Source organism: Belliella aquatica (assembly GCF_014637795.1).
GTDB classification, from domain to species: Bacteria; Bacteroidota; Bacteroidia; order Cytophagales; family Cyclobacteriaceae; genus Belliella; species Belliella aquatica.
Map to the genome: position 1 here is coordinate 44,536 of NZ_BMFD01000008.1, position 16,723 is coordinate 61,258.

The window sequence follows — 16,723 nt, forward strand, 5'->3', positions numbered from 1 at the left end:
GAGTCACCCGAATCTTTCATTTAATTATTTATGCCTTCTTTACTTTCCTCCACAAAAACACAGGCAATCCTAAGAATACACCAACAACACTGAAAACCAATCCGCCGATAGTTCCTATTGCTAGAGAGAACCAAAACACTTCATTTTGTCCTTCGATCACAAAGGGGATCAAACCAAAACAAGTGGATAGAATAGTCAACATGATCGGAATAGCCTTTCCAGCTGCTGCTTTGATGACGTTTCTATTGTAATTGCCCACACTGACCGATGCTCTATTGTTGAGGTCATTCACGATGAAAATAGCTGCATTCACCGCCAATCCGCCGAGCATCACAAAGGCTGCCCAACCTCCTTGGTCGTAAAAGAAGTCAAACAAGGAGAAAATCAAAAACAAGCCAATAAAGGAAAGAGGAATAATGGCAATGATATAAAAGGGCTGTCTGAGATTTTCAAATAGCACTGCTGTGATAAAGAACACCCCAATGATCAAAATCCCCATCAAACCATATTGTCTTTTGGCTTTGCCAGATCCCCAAGCCCACGATTGCTTGCTTGCGGAGTAACCGATAGGCATAGAAGTCTTCATCTCCTCTAATACCTCGTCTAAGTATTCCTCTCCAAACTTCCTAGATCCCATATATTCGAAGGCTACTGACCTGATGTATTGTCGGTCTTCTTTGTTCAGGGCATTGGTGGTAAATTCCTTGTTGAGTGTTCCAAAATTGCTGACTTTGAAAATATTATCTTCTCCAGTAATCAGGCTGTTTTCTTCCAAGTCAAACTTAGAGAAACTATTTGCATCTTTTTCCCTAACGATAACGACATAATTCTTTTCGTCCAAAGCTACATAGGCAGACGGCCCTGAAGGTTTGGAAACATCATTAAGAGAATTGATCAATTGGTATTGATTCACACCACCCAAAGCTAGACTCGCTTGATCCAGTCTCAGCACATATTCTTCTGTCTTGGATTCGTTGTAGTTCAGCCGCTCGTTGGTATTGACCTCCTGAATTCTTTTATGCTGCAGCAGCTTTTCAGCTAATCTTTCAGATTGCTTTTCGAGTTCATCAAAATTGTAGCCTTTCATCGTCACATTGAAAGAAGGAATTCCCTCACCTCCACCACCTGTGTAGAAACCTTGTCCTACTCCATAAATATTCCACCTCGCACCAGACCAATCCGTGGATTTGACAGAAAGTCGTCCTTTCAGTTGGTAGGGTAAAGCTGATTTTTCGTAAGCTTCCTTAAAAGTGATGGTGATATTTGCATACTGACCAGATTGCACTGAAGTGACAAACTGATCAATCCCTTCTACCCCTTTTAGGAAGCCTTCGAATTCCCTCATGATGAAATCCATCTGATCCAATGTGTTCCCAAAAGGCAATCTTGCAGTTACGTATAATCTTGTTTTTTCAGCTTCTCTATAACCAGATTTTTCATACACCCCCCTTACAAACATCCTCAAAGATCCACCCAATGCCTTGTCCACATAAGGTCGGATTTCTTCTTGATAAACCGTGGACCCGATTGTCTTATTGTACCATTCTTGCCCTTCCCATTTGGCAGGAAGGAAGAACACAGGAAGTCCAAAAAGTAATATAAGCAGTGTGACAAATGTCTTTCTATATTTAGCTGTAAAAGCAATGCTTTTGCTGTAAACACGAAAAGCTTTAACGCGCTTTCTCAACTGAGCTACAGAAAGTTTTCGACCTTTTTGACCCTTATTTCCGAATAGTACAGCATACATAGCTGGTGTAAATAGTAAGGCTACAACCAAGGAAACCCCAAGCATCGTGGCGACAACTATGGAGAATTCGGTGAGGTTTTTTCGATCTTCTTCAGGTAGGAAAAACACAATCATCAAAGCCGCGATAGTCGTTAGCGACGCTGCTAAAAGCGCTAAAAACACCTTTCGGTTTCTATGCTTATGTAAATGATCAATCATGATAATGGCATTATCCACTATCAATCCAAAGGAAATAGTCAATCCAGCGAGTGAGTAAAGATGAATGTCCACCTTAAGGAAATAAAGAATAATCCCCGTTACACTCAAATTGATCACAATACCCAAAAATAGAATGCTGAGGTATTTTAGGTTTCTATTGATGATAAAAATAAAGACAATCAAAATCAGAATAGATAAACCTGATCGCTTATAAATTTTATTCAATTCCTTTTCTAAAAACTCCGTATCATCATTTTCCAACCTTACTTCAAATCCTGCCGGTAACAATACCTTAGAATCCTCAATAGCTTGTTTGATGTTTTTTGCCAATAGCACCTTATTGATTCCATCTCGATTGATGATGGCAAGTGTGACCGAGTTATTGCCATTTATTCTATAATAATTATTGGCCTCTGCTTCTTCCAAAGTAAGCTTTGCGACATCTTTTAGGTAAATCTCACTGCCATCTTTGGTAGTAATTAAGAGATTCTCAATTTGATCCAAAGAGGACAAAGAGCGATCAACCTGAATAAAAAGGGTTTCTCCTCTACTGTTCACAAGAGAACCTGGGAAATTCCTTCCAAAAGCTGAAGAAATAGCTGCTCCAATGTCTGATCTAGAGAGACTTAGCGCTTGAGGTTTTTTGATATCATAGGTCACATATAGCTGCAGATCATTTGCTCCACGAATCGTGACTTCTTCTATTTCCTCAAATCTATTTAAAGCTGTTTTAATGACATCTTCCGCAATTTTTTTGATCTCAAAAGAAGCAAATGGACCGTTGACACTGTAAGTTAGAATTGGTGTCTTCAGATCTGTTCTCCGTGCTGAACTTTGCGTTACAAGTGGATAGCTTACATTTTGATCAAGTGATGGATATACCTGACGAATGATAGATGCAACTTCAAATTTCTTGAACTCCATATCCGTCTCCTTGTCAAACCGAAGCGTAATCGATCCTACATTGTAATTGGAGATAGAGTTTACTTTTTTGAGTTCTGCAAGCTGAGATAAGGCCCCTTCCAAGGGAGATGTTGCGAGTTTCTCAACCAATTCAGGAGAAGATCTTTGGACCGAATAACTGACCGTCAGTACAGGTTCCTGCTCCCGAGGATTAAGATCTACCGATAGTTTTGGTACCAATGCAAATCCAATGATAGCCAAAACAATAAACGATATGATAATTCTAAATGGAGTCATACTTGCCTATTCCTTTTCCTTGATACTCACTTTCCCTCCGATAAACCAATATGCCAAAGGCACAAAATACAAAGCTGTAAATGTACCAATCGTCAAACCACCAATCACAGAGAAAACCAAAGGTCTCTGTAAATCTGCCCCAAGTCCAGAACTGAATACAACAGGAAGCAATGCCAAAATAGTCGTGATAGAAGTCATCAAAATAGGCTTCAGCCTAATCTCTCCTGCTTCGTAAAGCGCACGATCCAAGATTGCCTTGGGATCCATGTTTGTGTTTTCTGAATATCTAATTCTCAATCGGTTGACTGTATCGATCTTCAAGATTGCATCATTCACCATGATCCCCAACATCACTACTAGTCCGATTGCAGACATGACATTCAAGGATGTTCCTGTCAAAAGAAGCACGATAAATGCCCCTCCAATTCCCAGAGGAAGTGTGAAAATCACGATCAAAGGCTGCACAAAACTCTCAAATTGAGCTGAAAGAATGAAATACAGCAGCAAAACGGCAATCATCAATATACTCACCAATTGGCTGATTGTCTCTCTGTCTTTAAAGTATTGTCCAAAAAAACTGACACCCAAATTCTTATCAGATCCCCAAAGACTGATTTCTCTGTCAAACTGTGTAGGGTTTTCTTCATTCAGCAAAACTGATTGGTAAATCCCTCCTTTATCAGCGGTGACATACTTATAATGATTTTCATAATCAAAATTGATAAAATTACTCAAGGCATATTCATTCCCATCTTTCCCAATGATATTGCTCGTTCTGAGAATTTGCTCAAAGTCTGAGCGCTCACCTTTCATTCTGATTGGGGTAATTTCTCCAAATCTCTTGATTTCGGTAATTGGGAAAGTTCCAAAAAGCTTTTGGATTTGCTCTTGAACAGCTGAGGAAGAAATTCCATAAAGCGCCATTTTTGCCCCATCGAGTCGGAAAATTACAGAAGCTTCCTTTTGAAGTCCTGGACCTCTTTCAAAATCCTGTACCGGGAACGTCGCCAACCAAGTATCCATCTTGGCTTCCTCCACTGGTCTTTTTGTGGTCAAATCCTTCCATCTTACTTCATAATATGAGAGATTTGAAGAGAAAAGCTGATCAAATGCATTCGGTGCATCCATGATATTGATATTCGCTTCAGCATAATTTTCTTCCAAAATCTTTCTGAACCGATCCATTTCAACGGTCTTCTTCTCTTGCGTTTCAAACAAGAAATAAACACTGGCTTGCTGAATGGAATTTTCTCCGTCGAATAATAAAAACTGTCGTACGCCGACGTCAGACTCAGCTTTGAGATAATCTCCATCTAAAGACTCTAGCATAGCGATTAACCTGTCTCTGTTTTGCTCTACTCCAATTGGTTCGTTCCAGTCGATCTCCACCAAAGCATCAAATTTCTCAATTGGTGGAAGCCCTTCAGTTTTCAACAATTGACTCACCAAAAGTGCTAATGGAATAAAAACCAAGAAAATGACGAAACTCAGACCTCGCTTTTTGAAAATGATTTGATATAGTCGCTTGTAACCTCTTAAGACTACTCCAAAAAACTTGCTGTCTTCTTTTGCCAACTCTTCCGCTGATTTGTTGTGGAAAAAGAAATGATACAACATCGGCAATAGAATAAATGCTACCAACAAGGAAACAAATAATATAGCTGCTACTGAAACTGCCTGATCGTAAAATAAAGCTCCCGAAATCCCACTCAGGAAAATCAAAGGAATAAATACCGCCAAGGTAGTCAATACGGAACTGATCAAAGCAGACATCACTTCATTTACCCCTTCTACACAAGCTTCAAAAATCGCTAAGCCTTCTTTTCTTTTCCTCGTGATATTGTCCAATACGATAATCGAATTATCAATCAACATCCCAAGTCCCAAAGCCAAACCACTCAAAGAAATCACATTGATAGAGATGTCGAAGAAATAAAATACCAGAAAACTAATGATCAGCGAAGATGGTAAACTGATTCCTATAATAACCGGCGTTCTATAATTGCCCATGAAAAGGAACAATACTCCAAAAGCAAACAAACCACCAAATAAAAGCGAGGTTTGCAGATTGCTGATTCCAGCATTAAGGAGCGTGGATTGATCTTGTGTCAGTTCGAAATCTACCTGAGGATAGTCATTTTTGAAGTATTCCAAAGATTCGTAGATCAATGGCATCATTTCATTCATCTTAGCCGAAGCCTGCTTGTGAACAGTGATAACCAAACCTTCTTTTGTACCGAAATAATGGTAACCCAGCACATCTTTGTTTTCATATTTCACTTCTGCAACTCGTCCCAAATCTACGGTGAGTCCATCCTGATTCGTAACAGGAAGTCGCATGATATCATCCGGCGTATCTACTCTCGTCGCCAATCTAAGGTAGTAGCGAAACTGTCCATCCTCCACACTAATTCCTGGCAATTCTTCATTCCCAAATTGAATGGCTCGGATAACATTTTCCTCCGTCATTCCCAAAGCCCTCAAGGCAGGTTTATTAGGAGTAACAGTTATACTGCGTTCTTTTTTCCCATTGATATCTACCAAAGAAACCCCTTGCAGTTGCTCCAATCGCTTTTTGAGGACATTTTCGGCAAGTAAACTCACCTCTGTGTAATCTATCCCTTCTTTGGGAACGACTTGCACGCGAGCTACAGGAATATCGTTTGTGTTGATTCGAATGACCTGAGGGCGATCAAGGTCCGAAGGGAGGGAATTGGTAATTCTATCTATTTTTTCATTGACATCGATGTAAGCCAATTCCATTTTGGTTCCATAATCGAAAGTCAAGCGGATCGTACCCACTTCACTTCCTGACTTACTTTCCATGTCTTCCAGCCCATTGAGTGTCATCAATTCATCCCGAATGCCTCTCAGTACATTTTGTTCAATAGCCTCGGGAGAAGCATTTGGATAATTGACTTTGATGACAATCTGTGGAACATCAATTGGTGGCAGCAAAGAGATCGGCAGTGTCCTAAAGACAATCACACTGAAAACCATCAGTGCCAAAAACGTCATTAAAACTGCAATAGGTCTCGCTAATAAAAATCTAACCATAGCGACTACTCTTTTACGATTTGAATTGGTGCTTGATGGGCAAGCTGTAAGTTATTGGTAGTGATCACCGTGCTGTTAGGCTCGATTCCGGAAAGTATTTCTACTTCTTTACCGTTGTCTTTGCCTACCTCTACATAGTTCCACTTAGATTCGTTATTTTCAATGGTAAACACCACCGCTCTACTAGATCGATAGACCAATGCTTGTTTTGGAACCACGATGCTATTACTCTGAGGAGCTCTGATAATAGCTCTTGCATTCATTCCTGGCAGCAGGCCTTTCGATCCACTTACCAGTAAACTCACTTGGACTAAGCCATTTTCATCTACTTTTGGATTGATACTTCTGACAGTTCCCGTAACATCCATACTTGATCCACTCACGGGATAAACTTCTGCTTTCTGTCCAATTGAAATTAGGTTGATGTCTGACTCCAATACTTTCACCTTCAACTCAAGTGTGTTTGTATTAATAACCTCCATAAAATCTTCTCCATTGGATACCAGACTTCCTTTTTTAATCTTTAGATCTGCTACTCTTCCTGAGATTGGTGCTTTGATTGTAGATTTTTCGATTTCTAGTTCCGCTTCTCTCAAATCTATTTCAGCGGAGAAAAATCCACTTTTTGCTTTGAGTTGGTCCACCAAACTTGTTTTCCTTAAAGTATCTGCTGAACTCATGATTGAGTTAAAACTCAAAATTTCTGAATCAAAAGTCGCTTGGGCATTTTTTAGAGCAATTTTGGCTTTCTCAAGTCTAAACTGTGCTTCAGAATCATCTAGCTTGGCCAAAATTTTACCTTTCTCCACCATATCACCCTCTTTCACATTGAGTTCGCTAAGGATACCACCTCTTTGCGTTACAATTTTAACTTGATCGAGCGCATCTATTTTACCTGTCGCATTGATCAAGTAATCGAAAGTTCGCTGTTCGGCTTGAGCGACCCTCACTGGGGTGGCTGCTACTTCTCCTCTAAAGGATTCTGTGGGAATTTCTTGGCTTTCTACTTTTTCCTCTTCACAGGACAATGTTGTGGTCAACAGTACAGCCGCAATAAAAAACAATCTTAAATGCTTCATAGAATAACAGAAATGATCTAACAAGCCAACAATAAACTAATTTATTAAATACGATCAAAGTATCATGGTGTTAAAAAATGAAAAAATGTGATGAAAGCGAGGAGAGAATAGTTAATGATCATTGGTTGAATGGGTTAATTGGTTAAAAAGTTGGAAGGTAAGAAAGTTGGAAGGTTGAGCAGGGTAACTTAGGTTCTTTAAAGATTAAAGGTTAAGCGATTAGGAGTAGTGTTTTTAAGAGGATTGGCTAATATTCCTCATTTTACTCTCGAAAAAATCAACTCCCCGGGAAGAGTCAGCATCAAATCAAATATTTCGATTTCTGGTCTAAAAAATTCTATGGGCTCGGGATATAATCTTAAGCGCATCCCCGAAGGTTTGTTTTCTTGATAATAATCAATTAGCGACATGATGGTTTCTTGATCGGGAACTTCCAATCTTACAGGAACAACCCCATCTCTAATCATTTCTAATTCTCTGGCAGCACCTTTGGAAAGATCAATCACTCTTTTGGAAGATTTCGGTAAGCGATCATTGACGCGGACCCAAACTTCTTTTTCATTTTTTAGATTCACCACACGAAGCATCGTACCAAAAGGCAAATGCTTATGCGCCGCAGTAAGCTGCTCCATATCATAAACTTCCCCATTGGCTGTTTTCCGCAGATGGAATCTCGTCCCATAATAACTAGCCACACCTTCTTCAATCAAGAAAGTAGAATCTGCAACATGGACATTCTCTAAGAGAATACTCTCGTCTTGAGCTTGAACGCTCGTCAAGCCAAAGAATAAAAATAGACCTATGATTAAGCTGATTTTTTTCATCTACGAAAACTTGGCAATTTATATGCCAATTGCTGTCATTAATTAAAATCTCACTTGGAAAGGATGTCCCAAGCTGATAACTTTAAATTCCTTATCGAATAAAGCTAAACTATTTTCATTAAAATCTACACAAGACTTTTCAGCTATGATCAAAATCCTTCACACCGCAGATTGGCATTTGGGCAAAAGATTGCAGGATTTTTCCAGAATGGAAGAACAAAAACTCGTCCTAGAAGAAATCATTCAAATCGCAGATGATCAAGAAGTTGATCTAATTTTGCTAGCAGGTGATATTTTTGACAGTTTTAACCCTAACCACGAAGCTGTCGAGCTTCTCTACAAAACCTTGCGGAGATTGTCTAAAAATGGAGAAAGACCGATCATCGCCATCTCAGGAAATCACGATAGCACGCAGTTTGTAGAAGCTCCCGATCCTTTAGCTAGGGAAATGGGCATTTTCTTCTACAGCAGATATGACTCGATCATACCAATAGGAAAACTAGACAATGGTATAGAAATTCTCAATTCTGAATCAGGTTTTGTAGAAATCAAACTCCCAAAACATGCTGACCCTATCCGCATCATTTTAGCTCCATATGCCAATGAAGTCCTACTCAAAACCTATCTTGGCGAAGAAGACAGAGAAGCGGAATTGAGGAATATTCTTGCAGCAAAATGGCGTAATCTTGCTGACCGTTATTGTGACGAGAGCGGCATCAACCTATTTGCAGGGCATTTTTTCTTTATCAAAGAAGGTGAAAAACCAGAGCCAGAACCTGAAAGTGAACGGCCCATCCTACATGTTGGCGGAGCACAGGCACTTTATACCTCCAATATTCCTACACAAATTCAATATGCTGCCTTGGGACACTTACACCGCTATCATGCGGTGAGCAAGTCTCCTTTTCCAGTGGTATATTCAAGTTCTCCCCTAGCCTACTCTTTTAGCGAAGCGGATCAGGAAAAAAGAGTCGTGATTATACAAGCAGAAGCCAATAAAGAAGTTTCCTACGAAGCTATCCCCCTCAAAGGAGGTAGACCTTTATTCAGAAAACGCTTTGAAAATTTAGCTGACACCTTGGCTTGGCTGGAAGAGAATCCTTACTGTTTCGTGGAAATCACCTTCGCTACCGAGCATGCCATTGACGCAGCGACGAGAAAAGCCATCATGAAAGCTCACGATGGAATTGTCAACTTGATCCCCGAGATTCTTCATATCAAAGGTCAGGAAAGCTTAAGCCTCAAAGTAGAAGATTTGGGAAAAGACATGGTGACACTTTTCAAGATGTATTACAAAAGCGAAAAAGGTCAAGATCCCAATGCTGAATTGATCGATATTTTTAATGAAGTAATCAGTCAAAACGAAGATTTATGATCCCAATTAGACTAGAAATACAAGGGCTTTATTCCTACAAGGAAAAGCAAGTCATAGAGTTTGATCAACTCACGGCAGCTGGACTTTTTGGGATTTTTGGAGCTGTAGGAAGTGGGAAATCCTCCATTTTGGAAGCTGTCCTGCTTGCACTCTATGGAAGCACCGAGCGACTTTCTGATCGTGGAGAAAAAAACAGCATGGTCAATCTGCAAAGTGAAGAGTTGCTGATCAATTTTGAATTCAAGGCAGGGAAAAACAACAGCAATACCTACCTCGGCAGATATGCTGCAAAGCGAAATCCGAAAAATTTTGATGATGTAAAACCCGCTGAGCACACCTTTTACCTTAAGACAGCATCAGAACTTCAACCATTAACACTTCGAGGTGAGGAGATTTTGGGGATGAAAAAAGAGCATTTCAAGCAAACTGTCATCATTCCTCAGGGAAAGTTCAAGGAATTTATCGACCTCACACCTGGCCCGAGAGCCGAGATGATGAAGGAGTTGTTTGGCTTAGAAAGATTCGATTTGAGCTATAAAACTGCCGGACTGCTCCGAATTGTCAAGGATGAAAAAATCAGACTTGAAACACAGCTGGCAAGCTTAGAAATCTATTCCGACGAAATCTTAGTGGAAAAAGAAAAGCTATTAGATCAAATCGCCCATCAAGCAGGTGATTTGGAAACAGATTTTCAAAAAACAGAAGCTACCTACAAAAAGCAAGAACAGATTCAGGCGCTTTTCCAATCTCTCCAGAATTTCGAGAAAGAATGGACTCAGCTGGAATTGAAAAAGCCATCAATTGAAAATCAGAAAGCCATTTATAAGGATTTTCTGACAGCCAAAACCTACCTCAAACCTATCTATGATCAAATCAGTGAAAAGAAGCAGGAGATCGAAAAGCATCAGGTAAGCGTCACTGACTGCGAAAGATTTAAGGAGAATTTTGTCACAGAAATCTCCAAAAAAGAGGCTGAAGAAACTGACCTCAAAGAAAAAGCAAATAAGAAATCAGAGAGAGAATCCAAAATCAGAGACTTAGAGAAGGTCAAAGAAATCCAAGAGCTGCAACAGAAGATTCAAGAAGCAGACAAGGAAATCGAATTTATCCAACCTCATCTTGAAGCCAAGAAATTAGCTCAACAAGCTCTAGAATCGAAAATCAAATTGCTTGAAGATGTCCTAGAAGCAAACCAAACACCCAATGCGAATCAATTGGCCGAGCTGAAAAGTGCAGTAAAAGATTGGGAAACATGGACTTCTTCTAAGGAAAAACTGATTACAGAAATCAAAGATTATAAAGCTTCTATTGATCAAAGTGAAAAAGATATTGCCATACTTCAAGAGCGTATCCCTAGTAATGAAACTTCATTTGATTCTTGGGCCTTTACACTGAAAAACCAAATCAAAGCTCTTGAGTCAGACAGAGATAAATTGATCCAAAAAAGTGGATTGAGTGCACATATACATTTATTGGAAAATGGTAACCCTTGTCCACTTTGTGGCGCGATCGATCATCCCAATCCACTCCAAGGAGAAGAGGAAAACAAATTCTTGTTGGAAATCGAATCTAATATCGAAAAGACAAAGGCTACGCTAGAAAGCAGCTTTGATTCCTCCAAAAAACTATCAGAAGCCACCTTCAAAAAAGACACTCTGACTCAACAATATAAATCCAAAAAAACTGATTTGACTGCGATTGAGAAGCAAATCGCAAATCTGGAAACCTCACTCAAAGAGCAGAATTTTGAAAATATAGATGCAGTAAAGGCTTTCCTTCAAACCACAGATGAGGCTATTCTGAAAAGTGAGCATCAAAGCAAGCAACTCAAAGAATGGAGGAAAAACTTGCAAGAAGGGAAAGTAAAACTAGAAGAAGAAGATCAGAAACTCCGAAACTTGGAGCAGGGGCTAAGAATGCTCCAAGCCACCCAAAATACCAAAAGAGATGACATCAAAGATTTAGGTTTTTGTCAGCCATTTTTTACAAAAGATGCAGAAAATATCCGTCAAACAATCCAAAAGGTTCAAGATGACATCGACAGAACTGCTGATCTGCTGAGCGGAATTCAGAAGGTAATGGTAGAACTCAGAGCAAAGCAAGCTACCAATTTGGCAAATCTGGAAAATTCAAAAAAAGCCTTGAAAGAAGCGCAAAACAAAATTGAAGAACTGAACACCCTTTATGCTCAGCGCAAAGAGGAATATCATTTTACGGACGAATCACAGCTTCAGGAACTCTATCACAACAATATGGATGCGGACAAGGTGGAGATAGAAATCAAGAACTTTGAGCAAAGAGCACATTTGGTAGAATCACGCATCGATGAAATCAAAAAGACAGAAGGAATAAACAACTTTAGCCAAGAGAACTTTGAAAGCCTGAAGGATTCTCTACAAGTTAAATTCAAAGCCTTAGAAGAAATCAAAAAGGAATTCACCTTGCTCGATCGAGAAATCAAAGACAGCCGAGAAAAGCTCAAAGAGAAAAAAGAAGTTCGCACGATCTACAGCAAACTAGAAAACAGAGAAAGCAATCTCAAAGAGTTAGAAAAGCTCTTTAAAGGCAGTGGATTTGTGAAATATGTGAGTTCCATCTACCTCAAGGAACTCTGCAATACCGCCAACATCAGATTCAACAAACTCACCAAAAATAGTTTGAGCTTGGAAATTGACGACAACAACACCTTTTGGGTGATAGATTATCTCAACGGAGGCAAAAAGCGTCTACTCAAAACCCTTTCCGGTGGTCAGACATTTCAAGCATCATTATGTTTGGCTTTGGCTTTGGCAGAGAAAGTCAAATCACTTAATGAGGCAGATCAGAGTTTCTTCTTTTTGGATGAAGGTTTTGGTGCCTTGGATAGAAATGCCCTTCGAGTCGTCTTCGAAACCCTCAAGGCTCTTCGACACGAAAACAGAGTTGTCGGTATCATCTCCCACGTCGAAGAACTCCAACAAGAGATTGAAGTCTATGCAAAAATTGAGTTGGATGCAGAAAAAGGCAGTCAGGTGAGGTATTCTTTTTGAGACGTGAGATGTGAGATATGAGAAGGGGATCTCGCAAAGATTTCCAAGGAGCAGAGGCGTCTTAAGAAAGTTGAGAATGGGGATTGGTTATTGATTATTGAGGGATACGGAGGGGCTTAGAGAGAAAAGAAGCAAGAGATAAGACGCAAGAGTGGCTCGGAGAGAATTCAAAACAGCGAAGATGTACTAAGAAGAATTCTTTTAGGAGGATTAGCCTCTATCATATCAGCGACTATCTGCCTAATCAGCGTCATCTGTGTTCCATAAAAGTAGCCTATACTTCCCTTGCAATTGAGGAGTGAGTTATAAGCTACTTATTCTATTGAGTAATTTTACTCAGTATATTGAGTAAAATATTAAAAAGTGATACAATATATTATTAATCAATGTTTTACAAAAGTATTTTTAAGCAAAAAAGACAGTCAAATTGACTGTCTTTTTATTTGAATAAGGAGACAATATCCATCTCCAAAAACTCTTGCCAAGGAATTCCTCCTGGACCTATCAGTAGAGATTTTTGGGGTTTGTATTTTTTAATTGTATTTTTTACACTTATTTATTTATATTGCTTTTGAATAAATAAACCTTAAAATCACAACCATTGAGACTATGAAAAATTTCAGAGGAAGAATCGATTTGTCATGTGCAGGATTGCTTCTGGCAATTGCAGCATGTTCTGAACCGGCAGTTGAAAGCACAAATATAGCTATGCCAACAACTACTTCAGAAAGAATAGGCAATCCAATCATCACCCACAAATACACTGCAGATCCAGCGGCGCTTGTACATCATGACACCGTATTTCTTTATGTAGGCCATGATGAAGCGCCTGCACGAAAGGAGTTTTATGAAATGCATGAATGGCTTATTTTTTCCTCCACTGACATGGTCAATTGGGAGGAGAGAGCGGCTTTGAATGTAATAGAAACATTTGATTGGGCATCTGGCGATGCTTGGGCAGCCCATACGATTGAAAAAGATGGTAAATTCTATTGGTTTGTGACTGTCACGCACAAAGAAATCCCTGGCAAAGCAATTGGGATTGCAGTAGCAGATTCACCAATCGGCCCTTGGAAAGATGCGCGAGGCTCAGCATTGATCACCAACGACATGACTACGGATACCGAAATCAGTTGGGATGATATTGATCCAGCTGTATTCATTGATGATGATGGAGAAGCTTATGTTTTTTGGGGAAATACAATCGCTTATTGGGCCAAATTGAAACCAAATATGATTGAGTTGGATGGCCCAATTAATCAAATTCCACTTCCCAACTTCACAGAAGCGCCATGGGTTCACAAGAAAGGTGACTGGTATTATCTAACATACGCGTATCAATTTCCCGAAAAAACAGCCTATGCCATGAGTAAGAGCATCACAGGGCCTTGGGAATACAAAGGAATCTTAAATGAAGTTGCTGGAAATTCCAACACCAATCATCAAGCAATCATAGAATTCAAAGGAAAAGACTATTTTATCTATCACAACGGTAGTATCCCTACAGATGGAGGAAGCTTTAGAAGGTCTGTTTGCATAGACTACCTCTACTACAATCCCGATGGTACTTTGAAAAGGATGGTGATGACAACTGAGGGAGTTGACCCGGTTTGAGGATTTTAGATTTTAGATTTTAGATTTTAGATTTTAGATTTTAGATTTAAAAGGAGTAGCTTGATTTGGACAGTCAGTCAGCCTTTAATAAAAAATAGAAGATGGATTTAGAGTTGGCGTAGCGCCCACTCCAAAACCCACCTTCTAAAGTCTTAATTTCATCTATACAATTAAAGAATCAGTCAACTTTTAATAAGAATGAAGATAGATTCAGAATTGGCGAAAAGCCCAATCTAAAATCTACCTTCTAAAATCTTCAATTATTTAACTCCAAAATGCAGCTCAATCTTGTGGCTGTATTTTTCGCCGGGATTAAGTCTTGCAGAGGGGAAAGAGGGCTCATTTGGTGCATTTGGAAATGTCTGCGGCTCAAGACAAAGTCCCATATATTGCGAATATGTTATGCCATTGGTCGTCAAACCACCATCTAAGAAATTGCCAGAATAAAACTGTACAGCAGGTGAATCCGCATAAAGCTCCATCACTCTTCCTGAACCCGCATGATACAATTCAGCCATTTTTGTCAGCTGACCATCATGCTGCTCTTTTACCACATAATTATGATCGTATCCACCTTTTATTTCTGAGATTCTTGCTCCAATAGTCGTTGGTGTATTAAAGTCAAATGGAGTTCCAGCAACAGCTTTCAGTTCTCCTGTAGGAATTAATTCATTATCTACCGGCGTGTATTTCGCGGCATTAATTTTCAATTCATGTCCAAGAATATCCTCTTTCATTGCACTTAGATTGAAGTACCCATGATGCGTCAAGTTTACGATGGTTGGTTTATCTGTTGTCGCTTCAAAGCTGATCAATAGTTTATTATCCGCCGTCATTTCATAGATGACTGTAGAAACCAACTCCCCTGGAAAACCCTCTTCACCATCAGGACTCGTATAAGTCATTTTGACTTTCATAGACTCTTCGCCTTCAATAAATTCAGCGTCCCAATTCTTCCGATTGAAGCCAAAATTTCCTCCATGAAGGTGATTGTTTCCATCATTGGTAGTTACTTGGTAGCTAGTTCCATCGATTTCAAATTTACCTTTAGCAATCCTGTTTGCATATCTTCCAGCAGTTGCTCCAAGATAATAATCATTTGTGTCATACCCATCAATTAACTCGTAACCTAAAACAATGTTCTCAGATTTTCCATCTCTATCCGGCACGACCAACTTCGAAACTACAGCTCCAAAACTTGAAAGTTCTACTTCCATTCCGTTTCCATTTTCTAGATGAAAAACCTTGGCTGTCTGATCTCCAACTGGAACTTCCTGTACTTTAACTTTAAATTTGATTTCTTTTTTCATTTCTTCTTTTTCCTCAGTTTTTGGCGAAGAACAACTCCATATCCCGATTAAAAGGGCGGAGAACAAAATGGTGATTGATTTGAAATTCATTTTTTTCATGTGCTTTAGGTGTTAACAGCCTTGACCATAATATGCATCTTTACCATGCTTACGTTCGTAGTGCTTCTTGATCAAAGCATCTTTCAGTCTTGCTGCATTTGGGTTGATTTGGAGTGTAAGATATGCCATTTTAGCAACCTCTTCTAGTACTTTGCTATTGTAAACTGCTTTTGAAGCATCTTTTCCCCAAGCGAAAGGACCATGACTTCCTACGAGAACCATCTCTACCTCTTCAGGACTCAGGTTTTTCTCCTCAAAACAGTCCAAAATCTGCTGTCCTGTATTGTGTTCATAATCTCCTTCGATCAGTTCGTCTGACATCGGTAGAGCACAAGGAATGTCTGCGGTCAAGTGATCTGCATGGGTCGTTCCAAAATTCGGAACATCCATAATCGCCTGTGCCCAAGAAACTGCATAAGTCGAATGCGTATGACAAATCCCACCAATATGCTTCCAATGTTTGTAAAGAAAAGCATGGGTTTTGGTATCAGAAGATGGCCGCATCTCACCCTCAATGACATTATTATCAAAGTCTACGATGACGATATCTTCCACTTTTAATTCTTCATAAGGCACACCACTTGGTTTGATAGCGAAGACGCCTTTTTCTCTATCGACTGCACTTACATTCCCAAAAGTATACACCACCAAATCCAATTTTGGCAATTGCATATTTGCGTCGTAGCAGGCTTGTTTTAGTTCTTTGTACATTTGATTCTAGATCTTAGATTGTAGATTTTAGATCTGAAATCTGAAATCTACAATTATTTTAGAGGATTGTTTTCTTCATTATTTTTTGAGTTTGATCTATTTTTAATGGTTTTCAAACTCGAGACAAAGATCGCTGTTAATTCATTTGCCTCTTGTAGTTGTCTTGAAACATCAACCCAGCCTTTAGCTTGAATTAATTCTAACCAATAGCCACTTTCATCTGCCTCTTCTAAGACAATTTGAAGTTTTGAAATAAACTCATTATCACTTCTTGCCCTGCAGACAGCTCTGTAATTTGTGCCTACTGAAGTCGCAGATTTGACAAGTTGATAGGAAATCACTTTTAATGAAACTGAATTTGGAAGTGATTCAATAAGATCAATTACATCGAGAGCAAATCTCTTTGTTCTTGTTTTAATTAGACTTTGCATAAATGTAAAAATTAGAAGTGAAAAATGTTGAAAGCATAATAAATCTACA

General features: G+C 39.2%; 10 protein-coding genes. 3 read left to right on the forward strand and 7 right to left on the reverse strand.

What is annotated here, in order from left to right; all coding sequences use genetic code 11:
* Positions 1-28: 28 nt before the first annotated feature.
* From IEV57_RS12140 to IEV57_RS19465, 4 genes are all read right to left on the reverse strand, one after another.
* Positions 29-3,145, reverse strand: coding sequence for an efflux RND transporter permease subunit (locus IEV57_RS12140; RefSeq protein WP_188443197.1), 3,117 nt, complete (start codon positions 3,143-3,145; stop codon positions 29-31).
* A gap of 6 nt (positions 3,146-3,151) precedes the next feature.
* Positions 3,152-6,202: an efflux RND transporter permease subunit gene (locus tag IEV57_RS12145; protein ID WP_188443204.1), complete on the reverse strand. Its 3,051-nt coding sequence runs from the start codon at positions 6,200-6,202 to the stop codon at positions 3,152-3,154.
* A gap of 5 nt (positions 6,203-6,207) precedes the next feature.
* Positions 6,208-7,281 carry an efflux RND transporter periplasmic adaptor subunit gene (locus IEV57_RS12150; RefSeq protein ID WP_188443206.1) on the reverse strand — a complete coding sequence of 358 codons (1,074 nt, stop codon included), beginning with the start codon at positions 7,279-7,281 and terminating at the stop codon, positions 6,208-6,210.
* A gap of 257 nt (positions 7,282-7,538) precedes the next feature.
* Positions 7,539-8,105 carry a septal ring lytic transglycosylase RlpA family protein gene (locus tag IEV57_RS19465; RefSeq protein ID WP_188443208.1) on the reverse strand — a complete coding sequence of 189 codons (567 nt, stop codon included), beginning with the start codon at positions 8,103-8,105 and terminating at the stop codon, positions 7,539-7,541.
* Between the two features lie 145 nt (positions 8,106-8,250).
* Here IEV57_RS19465 and IEV57_RS12160 point away from each other — a divergent pair, with 145 nt between their 5' ends.
* The 3 genes from IEV57_RS12160 (at position 8,251) to IEV57_RS12170 (ending at position 14,123) form a co-directional block, all read left to right on the forward strand.
* On the forward strand, positions 8,251-9,480 hold the full coding sequence (locus tag IEV57_RS12160; protein ID WP_188443210.1) for a metallophosphoesterase family protein: 1,230 nt from the start codon (positions 8,251-8,253) through the stop codon (positions 9,478-9,480).
* The gene (locus tag IEV57_RS12165) at positions 9,477-12,509 is read left to right on the forward strand and encodes an SbcC/MukB-like Walker B domain-containing protein (protein ID WP_188443212.1); all 3,033 of its coding nucleotides are present in this window, start codon (positions 9,477-9,479) and stop codon (positions 12,507-12,509) included. Before IEV57_RS12160 ends, IEV57_RS12165 begins: the two co-directional genes overlap by 4 nt.
* A gap of 609 nt (positions 12,510-13,118) precedes the next feature.
* Entirely contained in the window at positions 13,119-14,123 is a 1,005-nt protein-coding gene (locus IEV57_RS12170) for a glycoside hydrolase family 43 protein (protein ID WP_188443214.1), read from the forward strand.
* Positions 14,124-14,383: 260 nt separating this feature from the next.
* Here IEV57_RS12170 and IEV57_RS12175 read toward each other — a convergent pair whose 3' ends face one another.
* The 3 genes from IEV57_RS12175 to IEV57_RS12185 are packed head-to-tail and all read right to left on the reverse strand — an operon-like array spanning position 14,384 to position 16,674.
* Positions 14,384-15,532 carry an aldose epimerase family protein gene (locus tag IEV57_RS12175; RefSeq protein ID WP_188443216.1) on the reverse strand — a complete coding sequence of 383 codons (1,149 nt, stop codon included), beginning with the start codon at positions 15,530-15,532 and terminating at the stop codon, positions 14,384-14,386.
* A 12-nt stretch (positions 15,533-15,544) separates the two neighbouring features.
* Entirely contained in the window at positions 15,545-16,243 is a 699-nt protein-coding gene (locus IEV57_RS12180) for an L-ribulose-5-phosphate 4-epimerase (RefSeq protein ID WP_188443218.1), read from the reverse strand.
* A 53-nt stretch (positions 16,244-16,296) separates the two neighbouring features.
* A complete protein-coding gene (locus tag IEV57_RS12185) occupies positions 16,297-16,674 on the reverse strand; it encodes a four helix bundle protein (protein ID WP_188443220.1) in 378 nt (125 codons plus the stop codon).
* Positions 16,675-16,723 lie beyond the last annotated feature (49 nt).